Source organism: Gemmobacter caeni (assembly GCF_003054195.1).
GTDB classification, from domain to species: domain Bacteria; phylum Pseudomonadota; class Alphaproteobacteria; order Rhodobacterales; family Rhodobacteraceae; genus Gemmobacter; species Gemmobacter caeni.
Map to the genome: position 1 here is coordinate 305,721 of NZ_QBKP01000001.1, position 23,030 is coordinate 328,750.

At 66.4% G+C, this 23,030-nt stretch carries 24 protein-coding genes; 11 read left to right on the forward strand and 13 right to left on the reverse strand.

The genetic code is table 11. The features are described 5' to 3' along the window. Positions 1-65: 65 nt before the first annotated feature. Positions 66-1,412, reverse strand: a complete 1,347-nt coding sequence (locus tag C8N34_RS01390; protein WP_242013745.1) for an outer membrane protein assembly factor BamB family protein — start codon at positions 1,410-1,412, stop codon at positions 66-68. 41 nt (positions 1,413-1,453) lie between these two features. After that, positions 1,454-2,101, reverse strand: coding sequence for a hypothetical protein (locus C8N34_RS01395; protein ID WP_054300933.1), 648 nt, complete (start codon positions 2,099-2,101; stop codon positions 1,454-1,456). 204 nt (positions 2,102-2,305) lie between these two features. Between C8N34_RS01395 and C8N34_RS01400 the strand changes: the two genes are divergently transcribed. After that, positions 2,306-3,226, forward strand: coding sequence for a calcium-binding protein (locus tag C8N34_RS01400; protein WP_054300934.1), 921 nt, complete (start codon positions 2,306-2,308; stop codon positions 3,224-3,226). Positions 3,227-3,229: 3 nt separating this feature from the next. Here C8N34_RS01400 and C8N34_RS01405 read toward each other — a convergent pair whose 3' ends face one another. Beyond that, on the reverse strand, positions 3,230-5,065 hold the full coding sequence (locus tag C8N34_RS01405) for an ABCB family ABC transporter ATP-binding protein/permease (RefSeq protein ID WP_108127041.1): 1,836 nt from the start codon (positions 5,063-5,065) through the stop codon (positions 3,230-3,232). A 96-nt stretch (positions 5,066-5,161) separates the two neighbouring features. On the opposite strand from C8N34_RS01405, the gene C8N34_RS01410 reads away from it, so the two are divergent. Further along, positions 5,162-5,566 (forward strand): ArsR/SmtB family transcription factor, encoded by a 405-nt coding sequence (locus C8N34_RS01410; protein WP_082400630.1) that lies wholly within the window; start codon positions 5,162-5,164, stop codon positions 5,564-5,566. Here C8N34_RS01410 and C8N34_RS26625 read toward each other — a convergent pair. After that, positions 5,526-6,869 carry a LysM peptidoglycan-binding domain-containing protein gene (locus C8N34_RS26625; RefSeq protein ID WP_242013746.1) on the reverse strand — a complete coding sequence of 448 codons (1,344 nt, stop codon included), beginning with the start codon at positions 6,867-6,869 and terminating at the stop codon, positions 5,526-5,528. The genes C8N34_RS01410 and C8N34_RS26625 overlap by 41 nt on opposite strands. Before the next feature lie 99 nt (positions 6,870-6,968). On the opposite strand from C8N34_RS26625, the gene C8N34_RS01420 reads away from it, so the two are divergent. Continuing rightward, complete coding sequence (locus C8N34_RS01420; RefSeq protein ID WP_108127043.1) at positions 6,969-7,544, forward strand: LOG family protein; 576 nt, start codon at positions 6,969-6,971, stop codon at positions 7,542-7,544. Here C8N34_RS01420 and rarD read toward each other — a convergent pair. The 8 genes from rarD to C8N34_RS01460 form a co-directional block, all read right to left on the reverse strand. Beyond that, entirely contained in the window at positions 7,460-8,392 is a 933-nt protein-coding gene (gene rarD / locus C8N34_RS01425; protein ID WP_108127045.1) for an EamA family transporter RarD, read from the reverse strand. The two genes, C8N34_RS01420 and rarD, sit on opposite strands and share 85 nt — an antisense overlap. Positions 8,393-8,449: 57 nt before the next feature. Then, on the reverse strand, positions 8,450-9,178 hold the full coding sequence (locus C8N34_RS01430) for an RES family NAD+ phosphorylase (RefSeq protein WP_229825277.1): 729 nt from the start codon (positions 9,176-9,178) through the stop codon (positions 8,450-8,452). Continuing rightward, positions 9,148-9,561, reverse strand: coding sequence for an MbcA/ParS/Xre antitoxin family protein (locus tag C8N34_RS01435; RefSeq protein ID WP_054301685.1), 414 nt, complete (start codon positions 9,559-9,561; stop codon positions 9,148-9,150). Before C8N34_RS01435 ends, C8N34_RS01430 begins: the two co-directional genes overlap by 31 nt. A 57-nt stretch (positions 9,562-9,618) precedes the next feature. Continuing rightward, complete coding sequence (locus tag C8N34_RS01440) at positions 9,619-9,870, reverse strand: hypothetical protein (protein ID WP_108127049.1); 252 nt, start codon at positions 9,868-9,870, stop codon at positions 9,619-9,621. A gap of 139 nt (positions 9,871-10,009) precedes the next feature. Further along, complete coding sequence (locus C8N34_RS01445) at positions 10,010-10,627, reverse strand: inner membrane-spanning protein YciB (protein ID WP_242013747.1); 618 nt, start codon at positions 10,625-10,627, stop codon at positions 10,010-10,012. Next, positions 10,624-11,523: an EamA family transporter gene (locus tag C8N34_RS01450; RefSeq protein ID WP_108127053.1), complete on the reverse strand. Its 900-nt coding sequence runs from the start codon at positions 11,521-11,523 to the stop codon at positions 10,624-10,626. The genes C8N34_RS01445 and C8N34_RS01450 overlap by 4 nt, the downstream gene beginning before the upstream one ends. A 111-nt stretch (positions 11,524-11,634) precedes the next feature. After that, a complete protein-coding gene (ftsY, locus tag C8N34_RS01455; protein ID WP_108127055.1) occupies positions 11,635-12,621 on the reverse strand; it encodes a signal recognition particle-docking protein FtsY in 987 nt (328 codons plus the stop codon). Between the two features lie 68 nt (positions 12,622-12,689). After that, positions 12,690-13,298 carry a lysoplasmalogenase family protein gene (locus tag C8N34_RS01460; protein ID WP_158640439.1) on the reverse strand — a complete coding sequence of 203 codons (609 nt, stop codon included), beginning with the start codon at positions 13,296-13,298 and terminating at the stop codon, positions 12,690-12,692. Positions 13,299-13,487: 189 nt separating this feature from the next. On the opposite strand from C8N34_RS01460, the gene C8N34_RS01465 reads away from it, so the two are divergent. The 8 genes from C8N34_RS01465 to dhaL all read left to right on the forward strand — a co-directional run bounded on the left by C8N34_RS01465 (position 13,488) and on the right by dhaL (position 21,710). After that, complete coding sequence (locus C8N34_RS01465) at positions 13,488-13,940, forward strand: Lrp/AsnC family transcriptional regulator (protein WP_108127059.1); 453 nt, start codon at positions 13,488-13,490, stop codon at positions 13,938-13,940. Beyond that, the gene (locus C8N34_RS01470) at positions 13,940-14,548 is read left to right on the forward strand and encodes a LysE family translocator (RefSeq protein ID WP_108127061.1); all 609 of its coding nucleotides are present in this window, start codon (positions 13,940-13,942) and stop codon (positions 14,546-14,548) included. The genes C8N34_RS01465 and C8N34_RS01470 overlap by 1 nt, the downstream gene beginning before the upstream one ends. Before the next feature lie 65 nt (positions 14,549-14,613). After that, entirely contained in the window at positions 14,614-15,705 is a 1,092-nt protein-coding gene (locus tag C8N34_RS01475) for an alkane 1-monooxygenase (protein ID WP_242013748.1), read from the forward strand. A gap of 47 nt (positions 15,706-15,752) precedes the next feature. Further along, positions 15,753-16,166, forward strand: a complete 414-nt coding sequence (locus C8N34_RS01480; protein ID WP_108127064.1) for a hypothetical protein — start codon at positions 15,753-15,755, stop codon at positions 16,164-16,166. Between the two features lie 254 nt (positions 16,167-16,420). Further along, positions 16,421-17,365: a substrate-binding domain-containing protein gene (locus C8N34_RS01485; RefSeq protein ID WP_054301676.1), complete on the forward strand. Its 945-nt coding sequence runs from the start codon at positions 16,421-16,423 to the stop codon at positions 17,363-17,365. 51 nt (positions 17,366-17,416) lie between these two features. Further along, positions 17,417-18,946, forward strand: a complete 1,530-nt coding sequence (locus tag C8N34_RS01490) for a sugar ABC transporter ATP-binding protein (RefSeq protein WP_108127066.1) — start codon at positions 17,417-17,419, stop codon at positions 18,944-18,946. Then, on the forward strand, positions 18,936-19,928 hold the full coding sequence (locus C8N34_RS01495) for an ABC transporter permease (RefSeq protein ID WP_054301674.1): 993 nt from the start codon (positions 18,936-18,938) through the stop codon (positions 19,926-19,928). The genes C8N34_RS01490 and C8N34_RS01495 overlap by 11 nt, the downstream gene beginning before the upstream one ends. A 21-nt stretch (positions 19,929-19,949) precedes the next feature. Beyond that, a complete protein-coding gene (dhaL, locus tag C8N34_RS01500) occupies positions 19,950-21,710 on the forward strand; it encodes a dihydroxyacetone kinase subunit DhaL (protein ID WP_108127068.1) in 1,761 nt (586 codons plus the stop codon). A gap of 4 nt (positions 21,711-21,714) precedes the next feature. Here dhaL and C8N34_RS01505 read toward each other — a convergent pair whose 3' ends face one another. Beyond that, positions 21,715-22,671, reverse strand: a complete 957-nt coding sequence (locus tag C8N34_RS01505) for a sugar-binding transcriptional regulator (protein ID WP_108127070.1) — start codon at positions 22,669-22,671, stop codon at positions 21,715-21,717. Positions 22,672-23,030 lie beyond the last annotated feature (359 nt).

Sequence of the window (23,030 nt, forward strand, 5' to 3'; positions counted from 1 at the left end):
TCCGGGGGCGTGTCACGGGCAAGGCCCGGTTGAAACCGAAGAGGGGCCGATACACCGGATCGGCGTCAACGGAAAGCGTGAAGTTGCCCGTTGCCCCCGACGACGAACAGCATTCCCCCCGCCAGCGCGGGCTGAGCCGCCGCCCCGCCGGGGATCGGTGCGGTGGCAACCAGCGTGCCGTCAGTGGGTGAAAACAGTCGCAGCAGCCCGTCGCCCGAGGCAACGGCGATGCGCCCGCCCGCCAGCACCGGCCCGTAATGCGCGGTGATGGCCTTTTGCTTGCGCGGGTTTTCCTTGTCGAAATAGGGCATCGGAACCGACCACAGGATATCCCCTGTCGCGGCGTCCAGACGCACCAGCTGCGCCTCATCATTCACGAGGAACAGCGAACCGCCCGCCACGACCACCGGCCCCAGCGCGCCCTCGGGCGCCGTCCATTTGGTTTCGCCCGAAGCGGCATCCAGCGCATAGGTCCGCCCGGCGGCATTGCCGACATAGACGGTCTGTCCCGAAATCACCGGATCGCCGGTGATGTCGGTGACGATGCCATAGGCGCGGCCAAGACGCTGGCCGACCACGGCGGCGCCCCAGGTCTTGATCCCTGCATCCTTCAGCACCGCGATCATCTCGCCCGAGACAGTCGGCACCAGAACGGTGCGGTCGGCAATGGCCGGGCCTGCGGTGCCCGTCATGCCGGTCACCCCCGGCGTGCCCGGCACTTCCCAGCGCACCTTGCCGTCGGAAACCGCCACAGCCCAGGCGGCACTGTCGCGGCCCGCCACATAGACGGTATCGCCGTCCACAGCCGGGGCCCCCGCCACGGCGGCACCAAGGCGCTGGCGCCAGATCACATGGCCAGTGCCCGCATCAACCGAAATCAGCTCGCCATAGCTGGTGGCGATGAACACGCGGCCATTGCCATAGGCCAGACCGCCGCCCGAAATCTCGCTCGCGCGGTCGCCCTCAGGCGTCAGATCGGTGGTCCAGACCGGCGCGCCGCCCAGCGAGGTCGCCTGCAACCCCATGCGCGAATCCAGCGTATAGACCTTGCCGCCGCCAATCACCGGCGCGGCCGAGATGCGGTTGCGCCGGCTGTTGGCCTTGCCGATATTCGCCGACCACACCAGTTGCGGCGCGGCGCTCAGCGCGCCATGCGGCGCAAGGTGGCGGGCATTGCCCCCCCGGTGCGACCATTCCGCATTCGCCTGTGCAGCGGGCAGTGCGATCGGCACCGATCTGTTGGCGATCTTGCCCGAGGTATCGACCGGATTGGGCCGCTCCGCAGTCGGGATGCTGGCCTCCAGATCGGCGCGGGTGCCAAAGCGCTCGCCCGGCAGGATCACCTCTTTCTCGCAGGCGGCAAGCAGCGCAACGAGGGCAAGGCCGGAGACGGCGGGTCTGATGAAGGTCACGGAGTCTCTCCCGTTGCAACGTCTTGGCTTGCGGGCGCAGGTCAGCCCTGCGCCGGATCGCCCCCGAGGGCCACAATCATCTGCGAGGCGCGGTTGCGCAAGCCCCCCGGCGCCTCCTGATCCTGCGTCAGCGCGCGCAGGGCGGTGATCGCCTCATCCTTGCGGCCTTCCTCGATCAGCAGATAGGCAAGCTGTTCCGCCGCCATGGTCCGGTAAGGACGGCCCGGCTGGGCCAGCGGTTCCAGCGCGGCGCGGCGATCCGCCAGCGGTGCCTCGGCGCCTTGCAGGATCACGCGGCGCAGCACGGCGAGATCGCGCCAGACCGGCGGCAGCGTTGCATCCGCCTCGACCGCAGCCAGCGCCTGCAATGCACCCGCCCGGTCCTTGACCGGATCGGAGGACAGCAGCAGACCCTTCAGCGCCACCTGGTCGCCCTTTGCCTCGACGGCAGAAAGCGCGGCAATCCGCGCCTCGGGCGTATCAGCATCCAGCGCGCCCAGCAGCGCATCGCCAAAGGCGCGGGCCTGCGACTGCGCGCGGGCCTTCTGCCATTCGGTCCAGGCCGCACCGCCAACGATCAGCAAGACCAGCAGGACACCGATCCAGCCGTATTTGCGGAACATCGCGAACAGCTTGTCGCGGCGAACCTCTTCGGTCACCTCGTCAATGAAGCTTTCGGGGTTGCTCAATGGGTCTCTCCCGGAATTTTCCCTGTCTTACACGCAAGGAAGCGGATTTGCCAAGCCCCGCGCCGGGATCGGTGCCCGCGGGCAGACCACCCGCCCCCCGGTTTCCGGCCTGACCCCAAACCGTGCCGGTTTCGCCAATAATTGACCACAATCCCCGGCAATTGTCGGCCCAAGTGAAATTAGCCTGCCCAGCGGAGTGCGGCCATGGACGTGTATATGGCAATGTATGTCGGTCTCTTCATGCTCTTTCTGGGCTATGAAGCCGATTGGTTTGGCAGCTCCAGCGGCTCGGATGACGAGGCGCCGGAACCCGACCCGGATACCGAAAACCCGCTGTATATCGCTGATGATTACACCGACGAGGTTCAGGGCACCGCAGAGGATGACAATCTGAGCGCGGACGAGCAGGAATCGCTCGCCTGGTTCCTGAATGCGGGCAATGACACGCTCGATGCCTCGACGGGCAATGACTATGCCAATGCCGGTGCAGGCGACGATCATCTGATGATGCGTGAGGGCGATGACATTGCCATCGGCGGCGAGGGCAATGACACGATTGATGCCGGGATCGGACATGACATCGTGCTGGGCGGCCTGGGCAATGATTACATCCACGGCAACGGCGGACAGGATTCGCTGGCCGGTCAGGAAGGAGACGACACCGTTCTGGGCGGCACCGGCTCTGACGAGGTTTATGGCGGCGAAGGCAATGATTACCTGTCCGGCAAGGATTTCGACTCCAGCCAGAACGGCCATGCCACGATGATCGACGGCTTCGATTCGCTGTTCGGCGGCGCGGGCAACGATACGCTGCTGATGGGTGCGGGTGATCAGGGCACCGGCGGCGAGGGGGATGACCTGTTCCAGCTCGACAATCGCGAGGATGGCTTCGGACAGATTTCGCAGGTGCATGACTTCGGCTCGGGTGATCAGATCGAACTGCTCTATCGCCCCGAATACGACACTGACGGCAACGAGGTCGCCCCGAACATCTCGGTCACCGCCAATGACGAGGGAACTGCGGGCATCATCCGCTTCAACGATGTGGTGGTGGCCGAGGTGATCGGTGGCCAGCATCTGACCACCGACGATCTTGTCCTGAAACCGGAATCCGAAGACGCCTGAGCCTCAGGCGGCTTCGGCCTCGTCCTCGGCGGCCTGCCGCGCCCACATGGCAGCATAGCGGCCGCCCCGCGCCAGCAGCGCCTCATGCGTGCCTTCCTCGATCACCCGGCCCGCTTCCAGCACGACGATACGGTCGCTGTCCGCGATAGTGGACAGCCGGTGTGCGATGGTGATGACCGTGCGCCCCTGCCCCATTTCATGCAGGCTTTGCTGGATGTCGCTTTCGGTCTGGGTATCCAGCGCCGAGGTCGCCTCGTCCAGCAGCAGGATCGGCGGGTTCTTCAGCAGGGTGCGGGCAATGCCCACGCGCTGTTTTTCCCCGCCCGACAGCTTCAGCCCCCGTTCCCCCACCGTGGTGTCATAGCCATCGGGCAGCGACAGGATGAAATCGTGGATCTTCGCGGCCCGGGCGGCAGCCTCCACCTCGGCCCGGCTGGCCTCGGGGCGGCCATAGGCGATGTTGTAATAGATCGTATCGTTGAACAGCACGGTATCCTGCGGCACCACACCGATGGCGGCGTGCAGGCTGTCCTGCGTGATGTCGCGCAGGTCCTGCCCATCAATCGTTACCCGCCCGCCGGTCACGTCGTAGAAGCGGAACAGCAGCCGCCCGATGGTGGATTTACCCGACCCCGACGGCCCGACCAGTGCGATGGTCTGCCCGGCCGGAATGTCGATATCGACGCCTTTCAGGATCGGCCGCTCGCTGTCATAGGCGAATTGAACGCCCTCAAACCTGACATGCCCGCCCGCGACCACCAGCGGCGTCGCCTGCGGCGCATCCACGATCTCGGCCGGTTGCGCCAGCAGGCCGAACATCTGCCCCATATCGACCAGCGCCTGCCGGATCTCGCGGTAGACCGTGCCAAGGAAGTTCAGCGGCATGGTGATCTGGATCATGTAGGCGTTGACCATGACGAAATCGCCCACCGTCAGCAGCTTGGCCTGAACCCCCATCGCCGCCATCACCATCACCGCCACCAGCCCGGTGGTGATGATCAGCGACTGCCCGGCATTCAGGAAGCTGAGCGATTGCCCGGTCTTCACCGCGGCTGTTTCATACCCCTCCATCGCGCTGTCATAGCGCGCGGCCTCGCGCTTCGCGGCACCGAAATAGCGCACCGTTTCGAAGTTCAGAAGCGAGTCGATGGCCTTCTGATTGGCGTCATTGTCCTGATCATTCATCTTGCGACGGATCTGCACCCGCCATTCGGTGACCTTGAAAGTGAAAGCGACGTAAAGCGCCACGGTCAAGATAACCACGGCCATATATTGCCAGCCAAAGGCGACCCAGAAGATCACCGCCACCATGCTCAGTTCCAGGATCAGCGGCCCGATGGAAAACAGCATGAAGCGCAGCAGGAAATCGACGCCCTTCACCCCGCGCTCGATGATCCGGCTCAGACCGCCGGTCTTGCGCGTGATGTGATAGCGCAGCGACAGCGCGTGGATATGGGTGAAGGTCTCCAGCGCCAGCTTGCGCAGCGCGCGCTGACCGACCTTGACGAATACCGCGTCGCGCAATTCGCCGAAGACCACCGCGCCGAAGCGGGCAAGGCCGTAGGCCACCGTCATCCCCACCGCCGTCAGCCCGACCAGCAGCGCGGGCGGCGGCGCGTCACCTGCCAGCGCATCCACCGCCGCCTTGTAGAAGAACGGGGTCGAGACGGAGATGATCTTGGCGACAAACAGCATCACCATGGCGATGACCACGCGCTGTTTCACCCACGGCTCGTTGTCGGGCCAAAGGTAGGGCGCTACGCGGCGCAGGGTGGTCCAGCCCGAAGTCGAGGGCGTCTCGGCATCGCTGGAGGTCAGGGAATCGGAGGGTCGGCGCATCGTAAATCCTTGCCCGTGCGGCCTGCCCTGATGGTTGATCGGGCGGCCCTGACGGGCTATGCAGGGTGAATTCAACGTTTCACGAGTAGTTGAAGGATGGAGCGAAGTAAAGTCCTCTCGGCCCTGTCAGCGCTGGCGCATGAAAGCCGGCTGGACCTCGTGCGCCTTCTGGTGCCACGCGGCGACGAGGGCATGGCGGCGGGTGACATCGCACGCACGCTGGGACTTTCGGCCTCGCGCCTGTCCTTCCATCTTTCGGCGCTGGAACAGGCCGGGCTGATCCGCTCGCGCCGGGTGTCGCGCAATGTGATCTACAGCGCCGACCTGTCAGGGATCGGCGGGGCGATTTCCTATCTGCTGGCCGATTGCTGCATGGATCATCCGCAGGTTCTGGCCTGCTGCGGCGCCTCGGCCCGCCATGCGCTGCATCGCGTGGCCGAAGGGGACGCCGCGCCCCGGATCACTGATCCGGAATCAGGAACACCTGACCCGGATAGATGAGGTCCGGGTTGCGGATCTGATCCTTGTTGGCATCGAAGACCTTCACATACAGCACGCCGTCGCCAAAATTTTCGCGCGCGATGCGCCACAGCGTGAAGCCCGGCTGCACCGTTACGCTGACCGGCCGCAGCGGCGCGGTCTCTGCCCCGGTCGCGGCCGGAGCCTCGGGCGTGGCAGTGGCCACGGGCTCGGGCGCGGGTTGCGGCGCGGCGGCGTCGTTCCCGGCCGGGGCCGGAGCTTCCGGCTGCGCCAGCGCGGTCACTGTCGCCGGAACCTTTGCCGGGCCCTGTGCTGCTGGCGCGGGGCTGCCTGCGCCAGGCGGGACCGTGCGCACGGCGCGCGGCTTCATCGCGGCGGCCAAAGCCTCGGGCGCCTCTCGCAGGAAGGGCGTTTCGGATCGCGCCGTCACCTTGCCGTCACCGCCAACCTGATCGGCCCGCAGGGTGTAAAGCCGGGGCGCCACGCCCTGCAACTTTGTCACCCAGCCGCCGGTCGCGCCAACCGGGGCCTCACCGGCCAGCGCATTGTCGAGGTAAAGCCGCACCAGCGCCCCCGGCGTGCCGGAGCCTGCAAGCTGCACCGCGCCATCCGGCGTATAGGTAATGGCCGCAATGGTGACGCCTGATCCGGCGCCCGCCCCCTGCAAGACCTGCGCCCCACTGTCATCCACCAGAATCGCCGTCGGCGCCACGGCGGTTGCAGTTGCCTCGCTGGCCACGACCGGAGCTTCAGTCGGGGTTGCAGCGGGTGCGGCACTTTCCGGCTCTGCCGGAGCGGCAGCCGCCACGGCCTCGGGTGCCGCGACCGGCGCAACCGCCACCGATTGCTGCGATGGCAGTTCTCCCGCCGCCCCATGCGCCAGCAACGTCATCAGACGCGGATCGGCCGAAGGCGGCAGGTCGAACAGCGCCACGAAATTGCCGGTGGCATCGGCATCGGCCCGCGCCACTTCGGCCCCGTCCACCAGAATGGCGACCGAGGCTCCCGGCTCTGCCCGCCCTGCAACCACTGCCGCGCCTTCAGGCGTGATGCGCAACGTATCGAAAGCAGGCGGTTCAACCACCGCCACCGGCGCGGCCTCAGCAGGAGCAGCCGCCGCTCCGGGCGCCGCCTCCGGTGTGGCCGGGGCGGCGCTTTCCGCAGGTGCAGCCTGTGGTGCCGCAGCGGGTGCTTCGCTGACCAATGCCGCCGGCGCCACCGGCGCCGCCGGGCGTTGCGCATACCACAGGATCGCCCCTACGGCGACCGCCCCCGCGGCCAGTCCGGCCACCATGGCCGGGTTCAGCCCTTGCTTGTCGGACATCCCTTATCCCCTTCCCGGCGCAGGTTGTTCCGGCGCCGCTTCCTTTCGCTCAGGAACCCCGATACACGGTCAAAAGGCAACAGTTTTCCGAGGTCCGCGATGCCCAGCACCCCTTCCGTCTGTGTCTTTTGCGGCTCGCGCCCCGGCCGAAACCCGGCCCATGCCGAGGCTGCGCGTGCCACCGGCGCGATGCTGGCGGCCGAGGGCTGGCGGCTGGTCTATGGTGCGGGGGATGTGGGCCTGATGGGCGAGGTCGCGCGCGCCGCACAGGCGGCGGGCGCCATGACACTGGGTGTGATCCCGACCCATCTGATGAAACGCGAAGTCGGCAAGCGCGACCTGACACAGCTGGTGATTACCGAGAACATGCATGAGCGTAAGAAGGTCATGTTCATGAACTCCGACGCCATCGTGGTGCTGCCGGGCGGTGCCGGATCGCTGGACGAGTTTTTCGAGGTGCTGACCTGGGCGCAGATCGGGCTGCACCGCAAGCCGATCTTCCTGTTGGATGTGGCGGGCTACTGGCAGCCGCTGGTGGCGCTTGTCGATCACACGATTGCCGAGGGCTTTGCAGACCCCGGCCTGCGCGATCACTTCGCTGCTGTGGCCGACGTGCCCGCGCTGACCGCCGCCATGCGTACCGCCCTGTCCCGACGGAACCCCTCCAGCGTGTAAAGCGCGAGGCCCGCCCAGATCAGCCCGAAGGCGATGGCATGCCAGCGCCCGAAAGGCTCGGCGAAGATCAGCGTTGCGGTCAGGAATTGCAGCGTGGGGTTGATGTACTGGATCAGCCCGACCGTCGCCAGCCGCACCCGCGCGGTGGCATAGGTGAACAACATGAGCGGACTCGCGGTCAGCGCACCGGACAGCACCAGAAGCCCCGCCGTTCCCGCCGAATCGAGGAAATGCCCGTGCCCCGCCTCCGGGCCGTTCCCGGTGGCAATGATCGCCAGCCAGATCAGCGACAGCGGCGCCAGCACCAGAACTTCGGCCGTGACCGAAGGCACCGGCGGCGCGGCCAGCCGTTTCTTCAGCAGCCCGTAAAGCCCGAAGCTGGAGGCGATGGCCAGCGCGATCCAGGGCGCGACGCCAAGCCCCCAGGTCAGCACACCCACCGCCCCCACCGCCAGCGCGACTGCAACGCCCTGCCCCGGTGTCAGCCGCTCGCCAAAGGCCAGCACACCCAGGGCCACGGCCACCAGCGGGAAGATGTAATACCCCAGCGCCGCCTCGATCACATGGCCCGCCTGCACCGAGAAAATGAACAGGAACCAGTTGAACGAGATCAACCCCGCCGCCAACGCGACCATGGCCAGCCGCCTGCCCCGCAGCAGGGGCCGAAGCGCCGCCAGCCGCCCGGTCGCGGCCAGAAGCCCCAGAAAGATCACCGCCGACCAGAGCGTGCGATGGGCCAGAACCTCCAGCGGCGGCACCTGCGTCAGCAGCTTGTAGTAAAGCGGCGTGGTGCCCCACAGGATGCAGGCCAGCACCATGGCCAGAATTCCCTTGTGCTGTTCCGTCATGCCGCCTCTCCCGTCGCTGCCGCCCTTTCTGGCGCAAGCCGGGGCGAAGCGGAAGGGCTATCCCGTCTCGGCTACCTGAAGGATGGTGCCGGTATCATGGCGGCGGATGTAATCGACCCGCGTGCCGTTCCAGTGATAGCTGTAATGCGGCCCCTGCAACGGGATCGCCACGACATCGGGCCAGAACAGACCGAGACAAAGCCCCTCCGGGTAACGGACGCTGGTCCAGACCAGCCCGTCACTGCCGGCCGCGCGCAGGCTGGCCCCCGCCTGCTGCGAGGCGCCATAATCCGAAACATGCCGCGCCCCCGGCACCGCATCCATATCATGCAGATCACGGTCAACCCTGCCGATCAGCGCGCGGAAATCAGCGGTCCAGCCCTCCGGCTCGGCCGTGGCCGACATGAAGCGGCTGTGATGATGGATGGTCTCGGCCAGCGCCACTTCCTCACGGTCCCCGGCATAGTAAATGCCATAGCTGCCATCGGTGAACCGCCCCGGCCGCGCGATGGAACAATGCACGAAGGGCGCCATGACGAGGCTTGCCCCCGGCCCCGCGACCCGGCGCGCGGGCGGCACCTTGCCCAGATCACCGATTTCATTGCGGATGCGCGGGTTGGTCTTGGCCTCCACCGCCGCCAGCGCCTCCCAGTCGCGGGGGTCGGCAATGTCCTCGAACAGATCGACCGGCGGATAGATCGAGCGGATGATGCGCCATGTCTGCGGCCAGTCCACCCGACGCAGGACAGCGCCGCTCACCATGCGCCGCGCTCGGCGTCCAGCCATTCACGCATCAGCGCCAGATCCGACAATTCCCCGCGCAGCATGAGATCAAGCGCCGACAGGCCGTCGAAAGCCGCGTTCGGCTTGCGCAGCCAGGCGTAGCCGCGCGCGGGGTCGCGGAACAGGTAACGCAGACCTTTATGAATACCCATCAGATGCGCCATCCGCATCCGCAGATCACGGTCGATCCGCCCGGCTTCGCCCTCTTTCCAGCGTGCCCAGGTGCGGGCCGCCATGCCGCCCAGCAGCACCCGCGCCTCGGCATCCGAAAGGGCCCATGCCCGGAACAGGTTGACCGTGGCACGGGCCAGCGCACCTGCCTCGGCCTCGGTAATGACCGGCGAGTCGCTTCGCGCCGGGGTGGTGGTGATCGGTTGAAGCTGCATCGCATCCTCCATCTGGCATAGATATAGCATCTATTTGCCAAATGGCAACGGATACGTTCAGGCCAGCATCGGTGCCGGGCCGCGGCAGAGCAGCGTCACGCAGGTTTCCGCGCCGCGCATCTCGATCCGCGCCAGTTCCAGCGGGCGACGATCCAGCGTGCCGCCGTAAACCTCGATGGTGCCCGCGCCATGGAACGCCGCATCCAGCAGCGACAGCATCGCCCCCCCCTGCAACACCGCCTCCACGCCACCCGCCACCGCCTTCATGCGCAGCGGATTGACCTGCCGGTTGCCGATGATGAGCTGCATAAGCGAATCCCCCTGCCTGCCGCGCCCGGTTTTTCCGGGCCGTTGACAAAGGCTTAGGCGGATTCGGGGGTTTGAGTCCGGCCAGTTTTCCACAGGCCGGGGCGGATTCCTGTGGGCGGAATCGGTATGTCGGGCGGGATTAATCCTCGCCCTTCTCCTCAATAGCGTAGGTCTGGAACAGCCGCGCCTGAGTCATGAAAAAGGCGAACAGCGCCAGCGGCAGGCCGAAGGTCTTGAACTGCACCCAATGTTCCGTGCTGGTGAGCCGCCAGACCGCCTCGTTCGCGGCCGCCAGTGCAAGGAAGAACCACATCACCCGCTTGGTGAGGATCATCCAGCCCTCGGGGCGCATTGGCAGCGCCTCGCCCATCACCGCGCCCAGCCAGCTTTGCCCGCGCAAGAGGCCCAGACCCAGCGCGCCCGCGAACAGCAGGTAAATCATCGTGGGCTTCATCTTGAAAAAACGTTCGTCCTGCAACCAGACCGACAGGCCACCGAACACCACCACCAGAACCAGCGTCACGATCTGCATCTTCGACAGCTTGCCGGTCAGCCACCATGCGGCCGCAGTGGACAGGATCATCAGCGGGATGAAAGCGGCGGTGACGACAAGAAAGCCGGAATATTCGCCCCCGCCGATAAGGAAGGTCTGATCCTTCAGCCGCATATAGGCGACAAAGAACACCAGCAGAGGCCCGTATTCCAGAACGGGCTTCAGCCAGCCCGGGGCTTTCTTGCCGTTTTGCATCTCGGTCATCCGGTAAACTCCACCATGACGGCCCCGGCGGCGATCACCGCCATGAGCAGGAATTGCATGCGTCCCACCTTTTCACCCAGGACCAGCCAGCCGATCAGGGCGGCGAAAACGGTCGAGGTTTCGCGCAGCACCGCCGCCTCGCCCACCTTGTCGAGCCGTGTGGCGAGCATGATGGCGCCGAAGCTGAAATAGGCGACGATAGCGCCCATGACACCCCGTTTCAGCAGAGGCAGCACCTCGGTCCGGGTCAGCCCCCGCCAGCGACGGAAGGTCAGGACCGGCATCAGGAAACTGTCGATCAGGAAGAACCACGCGAGGAAGGTGAACGGATCGGCGGTGGCGCGGATGCCATAGGCATCGTAAGTGGTATAGGCTGCAACGAAGCCGCCTGTGGCGAAGGCAAGCCACAGCGCCGGGATCATCGTCGCGCGCTGCGCTGTGACATGGGCCAGGTTCCACAGCGCCAGCCCGAAGATCCCGCCCGACAGCATCAGCACGCCCAGCCACTGCCCCGGCGCGAAACGCTCGCCAAAGACCAGTCCGGCACCGATAACGGTGAACAGCGGCCCGGTGCCGCGCACCACCGGATAGACCACGGTATAGGCGCCACGCGAATAGGTCATTGCCTGCAAGAGTTTGTAGCCCGCATGGATGACAAAGGCGCCCGCGAAGATCGGCCACATATGCGGCTCGGGCCATGGCACGACAAACAGCGCGAAGGGCAACGCGATGACGCCATAGCTGGCGTCGATGGCAGCGCGGGCGAGCCAGGGATCGTGCCGCCCCTTCTGCAAGGCGCCGAACAGCGCATGCAGGACAGCCGCCATCAGCGCCAGCGCCAGCGCGAGGTCATGCCCGGCTTCGGTGCCTTCAAGGCTGAGGAGCCAGTCACTCATGCCCGGTGCCTGCGCGGGATGTCAGCCGCGACGAGGGGCCGTCTGCCCCCCGCGCCGCCCCCTGCGGGGCGGCCCCCCGAGGATATTTGCAAACAGATGAAGGCAAGAGGTTTACTCGGGCAGGCCTACGAGGGCGCGGGCGAAATCTTCGGGATCAAACGGGGCAAGGTCGTCGATCTGTTCGCCCACCCCGATGGCATGGATCGGCAGGCCGAACTTGTCGGCGAGGCTGACCAGCACACCGCCCTTGGCGGTGCCGTCGAGTTTCGTCATCACGAGGCCCGAGACATCGGCGATCTTGCGGAAGATATCCACCTGCATCACCGCGTTCTGGCCGGTGGTGGCGTCCAGCACCAGCAGCGTGTTGTGGGGCGCAGTTTCGTCCTTCTTGCGGATGACGCGGACGATCTTGGCCAATTCCTCCATCAGGTCGGCGCGGTTTTGCAGGCGGCCCGCAGTATCGATCAGCAGCAGGTCGGCGCCATCAGCCTGCGCGCGGGTCAGCGCGTCGAAGGCAAGGCTCGCGGGGTCAGAGCCTTCCGGCGCGGTCAGCACCGGAACACCGGCACGGGTGCCCCAGATCTGCAACTGTTCCACCGCCGCGGCACGGAACGTATCGCCCGCCGCGATAACCACCGATTTTCCGGCGGCCTTGAATTGCGAGGCGAGCTTGCCAATGGTCGTGGTCTTGCCCGAGCCATTGACGCCGACCACCAGCACCACCTGCGGGCGTTTGGCATAGACCGGCAGCGGACGGGCGACGGGTTCCATGATGCGCGCAACTTCGGCGGCAAGGGCGCGTTTCAGCTCCGTCGCGCCGATCTTGCGGCCCATCCGCCCCTCGGCGATGTTGGCCGCGACGCGGGTCGCGGTATCAACGCCCATATCGGCCTCGATCAGCAGTTCCTCCAGGCTTTCCAGCATCGCGTCATCCATGACGCGGCGCGGCTCCTCCGGCTCGCGGCCGGTCAGCCGGTCCAGCAGGCCGGGTTTCGCCGCCACCGGGGCCTCATCCTCGCTCACCAGCGCATCAAGGCTGCCCGCGATCTTGTCAGAGGACCGGAACATCCGGTCTTTGAGTTTCTTGAAGAAGGACATGGCCGCTCCGGGCTGGTTGCCTTTTTCACCTAGTCAATTCAGGCGCCGGATGGAAGGGCCGAGGCGCCTCAGGGCAGAAGCGCCCAAAGGATCAGCGCCTGACCGCCCCAGTAGGCGGGCCAGAGCGCACAGGACAACAGGCGGCGACGGGCTGGCGCGCGGATCACGAAAATCTCCAGCGCCAGCATCAGGTCGGAAGCCACGAACAGCGCGGCACCAAGGCGCAGCAGCGGTTCGGGCCGGGCAGCGGCCAGCGTGGCCATGGCGCAGATCACCAGCACATAGCCGCGCACCGGCCAGCGCAGCGCGCCCGTGTGCGGGGCCAGCCACGCTTCGGTCGAGGCGGCCAACAGGCCGAGCGCGATCAGCACCGGCCAGCCCGGCATCCCTGCCCCGAAAGCCAGCGCATAGGCCAGATGCCCGGCGGCGAAGGCGGCCATGCCGCCCAGAAAGGCGCCCTCGCCCTGTCGTGACAGCAGGAAATCCCCCACAGCGCCCAGCGCGAGCCCCGCCACGACCGGCGCGGGGGCGCCTCCGGTCAGGCCGGCCAGCGCCAGACAGGCCACCGAGGCGGTCTTGACGGTCGAGCGCGCCGCCGAAGTCGTTCGGGATGCAGCCCAGCGCAGGCCGTAAAGCAGCGCGCAGGCTGCGGCGAAAAGCAGGAAGACCCATGTCATCGCCCGATTGTGCCGCTTGTCCGGCAGGGCACCAAGCATGACGTTGCGGCGTTATCGCATTCGGTTAAGATGCCATTGCTCCGCACATTATGCGGCGAACCTCCTTATCTGCAAAAATTTCCATTGACTCCACATGGGTGGCCGCACATATTCCGAAAAATTCACAACCAAGCAGAACATTATCCGGACATGGACGAGACAGACCGCAAGATCATCGAACTTCTGGCGGAGGATTCCCGCCGCGCGCTTGCCGATATCGGCGCCGTGGTGGGGCTGGCGCCGTCCAGCGTGAATGAACGCATCCGCAGGCTCACCGCCTCGGGCGCGATCCGCCGCTTCACCGTCGACACCGACCCCGCCGCGCTGGGGTTGCCGATGCTGGTCTATCTGTGGCTCGCCCTGCGCGAAGATGCCGACGAGGCCGCCTTTCGCCGTTTTGCCGCCAGCCATCGGCGTGTTCTGGAATGCCATCATGTAACGGGCGCCTGGTCCTATCTCGTCAAGCTGCGGGTCGGGGCGGTGACCGAGATCGAGAGCGTTCTGGCCGAGTTGAAGGCGGGCCGGTTTCTGGGGCGCAGCGAGACGGTGATTGTACTGTCCTCTGCCGTCGCCGGGCCGCATGTTCCGGCACCGGGTGTGTGATGGAAGTCGCGCTTTTCCTCAAAAGCCTTGTGCTGGGTCTTGCGATTGCCGCGCCACTTGGCCCCATCGGGGCGCTGTGCATCAACCGGGTGCTGGAGCGCGGCTTCTGGGCCGGGGTCGCGGGCGGGCTGGGCACCGGCCTCGCCGATGCGGCCTATGCGACACTGGCGGCGCTTGGCTTTGCGGCCTTTTCCGATTTGCTGGCGCGGATCGACCTGCCGTTGCGGCTGGTTGGCGGGATCTTCATGCTGTGGCTGGGCTGGCGAAGCCTGCGCCCCGGACCACCTCGCGCAGCGGCCCGCGTCTCGGCCCGTGACCTTCTGGGCACCACCATCGCCACATTCCTGCTGACCGTGACGAATCCCATGACCATCTTGTCCTTTGCCGCACTCTTTGCGGGGCTGGGGCTGGCCTCGGGCAAGGGTGGCAGCTTTCCCGTCGTTGCGGGGGTCTTTGCAGGGTCGATGTTGTGGTGGGTGGTACTGAGTGGCGGCGTCGCTCTGGCACGCCACCGTCTGCTGCCGGGCTTTGCCCTCTGGGTCGCGCGGCTTTCCGGGGCGGTGCTGATCGGCTTCGGCCTCTGGGCGCTGGGATCGGTCTTCGCCTGAACCACGCGGCAGCCGGTCGCAGTGCGGGGGCTTTGCCCGGCCCGGCCGCGTGCTAAGGTGGCGCCATGATGCAGGTGCCCCCCCGTTTCCTTCCGCTGCCGCGCATGGCGCTGTTCGCCATCGCCGCGACCACCCCCTTCCTTCTGCTGGCCCTCGGGGTCTGGGCCGGAGGCGGTTGGGTCTGGCTGGGGCTGGGCTATATGGCGGGGCTGACCGCACTTCTGGACCGGCTGATCCCCTGGGTCGCCCCGGATGCGCCGGAAGGAGCGGAGTTTCCCGCCGCCGATCGCCTGCTGGCCCTGATCGGTACCGCGCATCTTCTGGCCTTTCCGCTGGCGGTCTGGGCGATTGCGGGCGACAGCGGATTGCCGCTCTGGGCGCGGATTGCACTGTTTCTGGGGTCCGGCCAGTTGTTCGGTCAGGTCTCGAACCCCGCCGCGCACGAACTGATCCATCGCGGCGACCGGCGGCTGTTCCGGCTGGGGATGGCAGTTTATGTCACCCTGCTGAACGGGCATCACACCTCAGCACACCGGCTGGTGCATCACCGGCATGTCGCGACACCGGAAGATCCGAACTCGGCCCGCGACGACGAGAGTTTCTACCAATTCCTGCCACGCGCCTATTTCGGCAGCTTCCGCGCCGGTCTGCGCGCCGAAACCGCGCGGTGGAAACAGACAGGTGGGCTCAACCCCTATGTGATCTATGTCGCGGGCGGTCTTGCCTGCCTCGGGCTGGGCGCCGTTCTGGCGGGCTGGGCCGGGCTTTTTGTCTGGCTGCTGCTTGCAGGTTACGCCACCGCGCAACTGATGCTGTCGGATTATGTCCAGCATTACGGCCTGCGCCGCCGCCTGCTGCCCGATGGCCGGCCGGAGCCGGTGGGGCCACGCCATAGCTGGAATGCCCCGCACTGGTTTTCGTCGGGCGTCATGCTGAACGCACCGCGCCATTCCGATCATCATGCCCATCCCGCGCGTCCCTATCCCGCGCTGCGACTGCCCGAGCCGGACGAAGCACCGTGGCTTCCGTATTCGCTGCCGGTTTGCGGGGCCATCGCGCTGATGCCGCGCCGCTGGCGGCGGATGATGAAGCCCCGTCTGGCGCACTGGCAGGCAGCGCCAACGCATGACGATCAAGCGGGCGTGACTGGCGCCTGACGCGCCGCTCTGTCACCCTGCCCCAAATCCGCAACCCGGAGTCCCCCATGCTGCTGCCCTCCCGCCCCGCCCCTGTGCTTGCGCTGGCCCTGCTTCTGCCGCCGCTTGCTGCCGCCGCGCAAACGCCAATGACGGCGACAGAATTCGAGGCCTATGCCACCGGCAAGACACTGACCTATGCGCAGGGCGGCACGATCTTCGGGACCGAGCAATATCTGCCGAACCGCCGTGTCCGCTGGGCCTTTACCGCGCAGGAATGCCAGGAGGGCCACTGGTACGAGGCCGACAGCCAGATCTGCTTTGTCTATGAAAGCGAGTCCGATCCTCAGTGCTGGGCCTTCTGGCAGGAGGGCGGCAGGCTGAAAGCCCGCTTTGCCGGTGATCCCGACGGCACGGAACTGACCGAGGTCGAGCAAAGCAAGACCCCGCTGGCCTGTGCGGGCCCCGATGTCGGCGTCTGATCGCAGGCTGCCCGATCCGGTGAACCGGCCCCTGCCCTGACTGATGCGCGCGGCACTTCCGACCCCGGCGACCTGACGGTCGTGCGGGGCCTTTTCGCATGCGCCTGCCGCAGGGCGCCGACAGATGCAATCGCACACCACATATACTTGTAATTTTAAAAATACATATGTATTGAGTCTTGAGGCGTCAGGGAGGAACCGCGCGCCGACAGCAGGAATGCCCGACGCCGGGCATACAATCTGGGAGGAATACCATGAAGAAACTGGCCGCCATGCTGGCCGGTGTGGCCCTTGCCATGCCGATTGCCGCCGCCGCGCAGGATGCTGCGGGCACCACCAAGAAAGACAGCTACCGCTTCCTGATCGTCCCGAAGGTGGTTCACCCCTGGTTCGACAAGGTGAACGACGGTGCGCAGATGGCCGCCGCCGCCCTGAAGGCGCAGACCGGCGCTGACGTCGAGATCGTCTATTCCGCACCGCAGACCGCCGATGTCGTGCAACAGGTGCAGATCGTGGAAAGCGCCATCTCCACCCGTCCCGACGGCATCGCCATTGACCTGCTGGACCCGGCAGGCAACCGCGGCTCGCTGGAAGCCGCGCAGGGGCAGGACATCCCGCTGGTGATCTTCGACTCGGTGCCGCCCGAGGGGATGCAGATCCCCTATATCGGCTCGGATTTCTGCGAGCAGGCCAAGATCGCCGCGCGCCGTCTGGTCGAGGTGCTGGGCGGTGAGGGCGAGGTCGCCATCATGATGGGCGTGCCGACCGCGCCGAACCACTCGATCCGTGCCGAATGCCACCGCGAGGTCTTTGCCGAACATCCGGGCATCAAGGTCGTGGCTGAAGGCATCGACAATGACAGCATCGAGACGGCGCAACAGCAGGCCGCTGCCATCATGCAGGCGAACCCCAATCTCAAGGGCTGGGTCGCCTCGGATGCCGCCGGTCCCATCGGCATCGGTCAGGCCATTGTCGAGGCCGGGAAGCAGGGTCAGGTCACGCTGGTCGGTCTGGATAACCTGCCCGAGATGCTCGACATGATCCGTTCGGGCGTCGCCGACAGTTCCTCGGCCTCGCAGCCGGAACTGCAAGGCTACTGGTCGGTCATGCTGCTCTGGGCACAGGCGACCGGCGCGCCGGTTCCGGGCTATCTGGATACCGGGAACGCCTTCCTCACCAAGGACAATCTGGGCAACTGAGCCACGCGCGGCCGGCACCCCGCCGGCCGCACACCAGCCGTGGGAGGAGACATGGCCTATCTCGAAGCACGCGGCCTCGGCCGTGATTTTCCGGGCGTGACCGCGCTTGACGGTGTCGATCTGTCAGTTGAACTGGGCCGCACGCATATTCTTGCGGGCGAGAATGGCGCCGGAAAATCAACGCTTGTGAAGATCCTGACCGGGGCGGATCGCGCCACACGCGGCAGCATCGCCATCGACGGGCAAAACCCGCTGGATCACCCCGACCTGTTCCGCAAGATCGCCTATGTGCCGCAGGAACTGTCGCTGTTCCCCGATGTCAGCGTGGCAGAAAACCTGTTCATGCCGTTTGACCGCACCGGCCATGGCGGGCTGGTGAACCGCCGCCGGATGGAGGCGGAAGCGCAGGAGTATCTGGATCGGTTCGGGATCGAGGCGAAACCATCCGATATGGTGCGCCATATCTCGGTCCCCGATCAGCAATTGTTGCAGATCGCCCGCGCCTCGACCAACCGTGACATGAAGGTGCTGATCCTCGACGAGCCGACTTCGGCCCTGACCGCGCGCGAGGTGGAGCGGGTGTTCAGGGTGATCCGCGGCTTTCTGGACCGCGATCATGCGATCATCTTCATCTCGCACAAGATGGAGGAAGTGTTCGGGATCGGGCAGGATTATACGGTGCTGCGCAATGGCCGGAAGGTCGATGCAGGCCGGGTGGACGAAATTGACGAAGCGGCGCTGATCCGCGCCATGTCGGGCCGCGAGGTGGCGATCGACGAACATTTCCGCCCCGATGGCCCGGTCACCGATACGATCCTGCAGGTCGACAACCTGTCCGGTCCACTGTTCCGCGATGTCAGCTTCACGCTGAAACGGGGCGAGATCCTGGGTTTCGCTGGCCTTGTCGGCGCCGGAAGATCCGAACTGATGCAGACCATCTTCGGCTACCGCAAGGCCAGCGGCGGCCGTGTCCGGGTGGAAGGCCGCGACTGGCGGCTGAATGACACCGCCGCCTCGGTCGCGGGCGGGATGCTGTATCTGTCGGAAGAGCGCAAGGCGCATGGCATCTTCCCGCTGCTGTCGCTGCGCGAGAACATCGGCCTTTCGGTCCTGTCGCTGACCACCGGCGCCACCGGCATCGACAGCGGCAAGGAACGCGGTATCGTCGCCCGCGTGATCGGTGATTACGGCATTCGCGCCTCCGGCCCCGGTCAGCGCATCGCCACCCTGTCGGGCGGCAATCAGCAGAAGGCCATCATCGGCCGCGCCATGGCCACGACGCCGCGCATCCTGATCTTCGATGAACCGACCAAGGGCATCGACATCCGCACCAAGGCCGAAATCTACCGCATCATGAAGCGGCTGGCCGGGGAAGGCGTGGGGATCATCCTCATCTCCTCGGAAATGACCGAGCTGCGCCGCTGTGCCAGCCGCATCATCACCATGCATGGCGGCCGCCTGACCGGCAGCTTCGATGCCGCCAGCACCGAGACCGAAACACTCGTCGGGGCGATCTTCGCCACCGGCACGGGGGCTGGCGGGTCCGCCCCCGAAGACGCAGAGGCTTCTCATGTCGACTGAACACTCCGCACAGACGCGCCGCCCCCCGGCGCTGACACTCCTGATGCGCAACCCGCTGGCCGGGGTTTTCGTGGCGCTTGTGGCGATCTTCGCCATCTCGGCGGTGATTTCCCCATATTTCCTGTCCGGTTACAACATGTCGGTCATCGCGCGGGGCCTTGCCTTCGTGGGGCTGGTCACCATCGCGCAATCTTCGCTGATGATCCTGGGTGAGCTTGACCTTTCGCTGGGCACCATTGGCGGCCTGTGCGGCGTGGTCTCCGGCATGCTGATGGTGCAGGCGGGATTGCCCGCGCCCATGGCGCTGATCCTCGCCCTGTGCCTTGGCCTTGCGCTGGGTTTCCTGAACGGCCTGCTGGTCACCGTGCTGGGGTTGCATTCGCTGGTGCTGACCATTGGCACGGCGGGCATCTATGGCGGCGCCATCCTCGTGCTGACCAAGGGCGTCGCGATCACCGGCATTCCGGCAGAGATCCAGTTCCTTGGCCGGGGCGATCTTCTTGGCGTGCCCGTGCCCTTCCTGATCATGCTGGCGGTGCTGGCCATCGCGCTGTTTCTGTCGCTGAAGACGCCGATGGGCCGGTATATGTATGCCATCGGCAACAACCCTGCTGCCGCCCGCATGCTGGGCATCCGGGTGGACCGCATCCGTCTGCTGGTCTTTACGCTGGCGGGGATGTTGTCGGCACTGGCCGGGCTGCTGATGGTGGCGCGGCTGGGCACGGCGCAGCCCTCCATCGGGCAGACCTGGGTGCTGGCCCCCATCGCCGCCGCCGTGATCGGCGGGGTTGCCACCACCGGCGGGGTAGGCTCGCCGCTGGGGGCGATCTTCGGGGCGGGGATCATCGCCATCATCGAAAACATCATCGTGCTTTTTGGCGTGTCGCCCTATTGGCAGGGCGTGGTATCCGGCGTGATCGTGGTTCTGGCGATCTCGTTCGACGCCCTGTCGCGCCGCTATCTTCGCCGCGACGGCGCCTGACCTGACGAAGTGGATATTCCCATGACTAAGACCAAGAAACTCATCAACGCGCCGGAAGACATCATCCCCCAGCTGATCGCGGGCATGGTCGCCGCCCATCCCGACATGCTGACGGTCGAAGGCCCCACCGGCCGCGCCGTGGTCGCGGTGGACGGGCCGCGCGACGGCAAGGTCGGCGTGGTGGTCGGCGGCGGCTCGGGGCATGAACCGGCCTTCGCAGGCTATGTCGGGCGCGGGCTCGCCGATGCGGCGGCGGTGGGCAATATCTTTGCCTCGCCCTCGCCCGAACAGATCCTCGATGCGGCGCGTGCCGCCGATGGCGGGGCGGGTGTGCTGCTGCTTTACGGCAATTACACCGGCGATGTGATGAACTTCACCATGGCGGCGGAAGAGCTTGCCGCCGCGGGCACCCCGGTGCGGCAGGTTCAGGTGGCCGATGACGTGGCCTCGGCCCCGGTTGAACGGCGCGGGGAACGGCGGGGCATCGCGGGCGATTTCTTTGTCTTCAAGGTGGCCGGGGCTGCCGCCGATCTGGGCGAGCCGCTGGCGCGTGTCGAGGCGTTGGCGCGCAAGGCCAATGACGCCACCCTGTCGATGGGCGTGGCACTGGGGGCCTGTTCACTGCCGCAGACCGGCAAGCCGAATTTCGAGATCGGCGATGACGAAATGGAAATCGGCATGGGTCTGCATGGCGAGCCGGGCATCCGCCGCGACAAGCTGGCCCCGGCCGATCAGGTGACCGATACGCTGATGGAGGCGATCCTGTCCGAGATGGCGCCAGCGCGGGGCGACCGGGTGGCAGTGCTGGTGAACGGGCTGGGTTCGACCTCACTGGTCGAGCTTTACATCCTCTTTGCCCGACTCAGGCAGGTGCTGGATGCGCGTGGCATCACGATCTACCGCTCCTGGGTCGGGGAATATGCGACCTCGCTGGAGATGGCGGGTGCCTCGATTACCTTGATGCGGCTCGATGATGAACTTGCCGCACTGCTGGACCACCCTTGCCGCACCCCGGCGCTGACGGTCGGCGCCATCGAGGGCACCGCCGCCAGCACGGCGCGGTCGGTCCGCAAGACCGTTACGGGGGCCGAACCTGCCGCCCGCAGCGCCCCGACGGTCGCGCTGATCCGCGATGGCGCGATCACGCCCCCGCTGTTCCGCGCCATGATGCAGCGCGCGGGGGACGAGATCATCGCCGCCCGCGACTGGCTGTCGGAACTGGACGGGGTGATCGGAGACGGCGACCATGGTGTCACCATGGAAATCGGCTGGAAGGCCGTGCAGGGCGCGCTGGAAAACGCCCCCGGCGACGAAACCATCGAAGGCAGTTGCAAGCGCATGGCCAAGGCGTTTCTGGATGCGGTCGGCGCCTCCTCCGGCCCGCTTTACGCCACCGCGTTCCTGCGGGCAGGCGCGGCGGTCAGCGACCGGCAGAACCTTGACGCGGGCGCGCTGGCAGCCTGGCTTGCCGCCGCGCTGCAAGGCGTGCGCGACCGGGGCCGGGCCGAACCGGGCGACAAGACCATGATCGACGCCTGGGTGCCCGCCGTGGCCCGCGCGCAGGAGGCCATGGCCACGGGTGCCGAACTTGCAGTGATCGAGGCCGCCCGCGATGGCGCCGAGGCGGGCATGAAGGCCACCGCCGGTCTGGAATCGCGGCGGGGGCGTTCCGCCAAGCTGGGCGCGCGCTCCAAGGGCCATATCGATCCCGGCGCCGCCTCGACTTTCGTGATCCTGCGCGCCATGGCCGCCGCCATGGCCGAGGCGCAGGCCACCGCCTGAGCCCTTACCGTGGCCCCGCCATGAGCGCGCGGGCCACGGCTTCATTCGTGACCAGACGGTTCACATAGCCGCCGCGCAGGATGGCGCGGATGATCTGCACCTTCTCGATCCCGCCTGACACCAGCATGGACATCGGCTTCAGCTTCAGCTTGTCGGGGCTGAGCGCGATGATTGATTCATTCAGGAAATGATCGACCGGCCGGCCCTGCGCATCCAGAAAACAGCCCAGAAACTCGCCCACAGCACCACGTTTCAGCACGTCGTCCAGATGATCCTTCACCACGCGGATCTGCGTCAGCGTCGCATCCTCGGCCAGCGACCCGCAGGAGGTGATACCCAGATCCGCAATTTCGGTGCGGGCCAGAACATCGGTCAGTTCGTCGATCAGCAACAGCGTCTCGCGACTTTCCGGCGAGGCGCAGTACAGCGGCGCGGTCAGGTAATGGCATTCCACCCCCAGACCGCGGGCGAAACTGGTGGCGACCTCGAATGTATTGGTGCCCGAGGACCGCGTGACCCCGCCGGTCAGCCCGACAACCCAGCTGTCGGGATGTGGTTTTGCATGCAGCCGGCGCACCGCGAAACTGAGCGTGCGCCCGGTGGCAACACCGATTCCCAGATCACGCCCTTCCACCAGCGCCCCGGCCATGGCCCCCGCCGCCTCGCCGATCACCCGCTTCTGTTCCAGATAATCCGGCACATCGGGCACCACCACCGCCTCGGCCAGCCCGTAACGCGCGGTCACCGCCTCGGCCAGCGCGATGCAGTCGGTCAGCGGCAGCGTCACGTCGATGCGCACCGCGCCATCCTCGCGCACCTGCCCGATGATCTTGTTGACGCGCAACCGCGTCATGTTCATGCGGGCAGCGATTTCCTGCTGGGTCAGCCCGCCCATGAAATAGAACCACGCGACCCGCGCGCGTTCCAGTTGTTCGGTCAGGTCTTCGGTCGGATCATCCATCGTGGTTTCCTTATACCCGCTGCACCGCATTCGGCCAGCGGCAAGGCGGCGGCAGACGAAAAAGACACCCCGGCGTTTCGCGGTTGACAGCGCCGCCCGAGGCCCCGATGATGCCCGGACGTCAGGGGAGTCCCGCCAAGGGGACTGAGAGGCTGACAGGGGTTCCGATCCGCTCGGACCCCGGTGACGCGACCCTTTGAACCTGACCCAGTTGACACTGGCGTAGGAAGACCGAAGGGTATTTCCGCATTCCTCGCACATCCGGGGGCGGTCCTTTCGGGCCGCTATGGCCCATTCGGCGCAGCCGGGGCCATGTGGTCCCTTTCTGCCGACTGTTTCACTTGGGTCTCATCGCAAGA

Coding starts and splice junctions, on each gene's coding strand:
- rarD (WP_108127045.1), bottom strand. CDS start 8,392: ATGACGGAACAGCACAAGGGAATTCTGGCCATGGTGCTGGCCTGCATC.
- C8N34_RS01465 (WP_108127059.1), top strand. CDS start 13,488: ATGGACGAGACAGACCGCAAGATCATCGAACTTCTGGCGGAGGATTCC.
- C8N34_RS01400 (WP_054300934.1), top strand. CDS start 2,306: ATGGACGTGTATATGGCAATGTATGTCGGTCTCTTCATGCTCTTTCTG.
- C8N34_RS01470 (WP_108127061.1), top strand. CDS start 13,940: ATGGAAGTCGCGCTTTTCCTCAAAAGCCTTGTGCTGGGTCTTGCGATT.
- C8N34_RS01420 (WP_108127043.1), top strand. CDS start 6,969: ATGCCCAGCACCCCTTCCGTCTGTGTCTTTTGCGGCTCGCGCCCCGGC.
- ftsY (WP_108127055.1), bottom strand. CDS start 12,621: ATGTCCTTCTTCAAGAAACTCAAAGACCGGATGTTCCGGTCCTCTGAC.
- C8N34_RS01450 (WP_108127053.1), bottom strand. CDS start 11,523: ATGAGTGACTGGCTCCTCAGCCTTGAAGGCACCGAAGCCGGGCATGAC.
- C8N34_RS01475 (WP_242013748.1), top strand. CDS start 14,614: ATGATGCAGGTGCCCCCCCGTTTCCTTCCGCTGCCGCGCATGGCGCTG.
- C8N34_RS01485 (WP_054301676.1), top strand. CDS start 16,421: ATGAAGAAACTGGCCGCCATGCTGGCCGGTGTGGCCCTTGCCATGCCG.
- C8N34_RS26625 (WP_242013746.1), bottom strand. CDS start 6,869: ATGTCCGACAAGCAAGGGCTGAACCCGGCCATGGTGGCCGGACTGGCC.
- C8N34_RS01440 (WP_108127049.1), bottom strand. CDS start 9,870: ATGCAGCTCATCATCGGCAACCGGCAGGTCAATCCGCTGCGCATGAAG.
- C8N34_RS01505 (WP_108127070.1), bottom strand. CDS start 22,671: ATGGATGATCCGACCGAAGACCTGACCGAACAACTGGAACGCGCGCGG.
- C8N34_RS01435 (WP_054301685.1), bottom strand. CDS start 9,561: ATGCAGCTTCAACCGATCACCACCACCCCGGCGCGAAGCGACTCGCCG.
- C8N34_RS01460 (WP_158640439.1), bottom strand. CDS start 13,298: ATGACATGGGTCTTCCTGCTTTTCGCCGCAGCCTGCGCGCTGCTTTAC.
- C8N34_RS01410 (WP_082400630.1), top strand. CDS start 5,162: ATGGAGCGAAGTAAAGTCCTCTCGGCCCTGTCAGCGCTGGCGCATGAA.
- C8N34_RS01430 (WP_229825277.1), bottom strand. CDS start 9,178: ATGGCTGGACGCCGAGCGCGGCGCATGGTGAGCGGCGCTGTCCTGCGT.
- C8N34_RS01490 (WP_108127066.1), top strand. CDS start 17,417: ATGGCCTATCTCGAAGCACGCGGCCTCGGCCGTGATTTTCCGGGCGTG.
- dhaL (WP_108127068.1), top strand. CDS start 19,950: ATGACTAAGACCAAGAAACTCATCAACGCGCCGGAAGACATCATCCCC.
- C8N34_RS01405 (WP_108127041.1), bottom strand. CDS start 5,065: ATGCGCCGACCCTCCGATTCCCTGACCTCCAGCGATGCCGAGACGCCC.
- C8N34_RS01495 (WP_054301674.1), top strand. CDS start 18,936: ATGTCGACTGAACACTCCGCACAGACGCGCCGCCCCCCGGCGCTGACA.
- C8N34_RS01480 (WP_108127064.1), top strand. CDS start 15,753: ATGCTGCTGCCCTCCCGCCCCGCCCCTGTGCTTGCGCTGGCCCTGCTT.
- C8N34_RS01445 (WP_242013747.1), bottom strand. CDS start 10,627: ATGACCGAGATGCAAAACGGCAAGAAAGCCCCGGGCTGGCTGAAGCCC.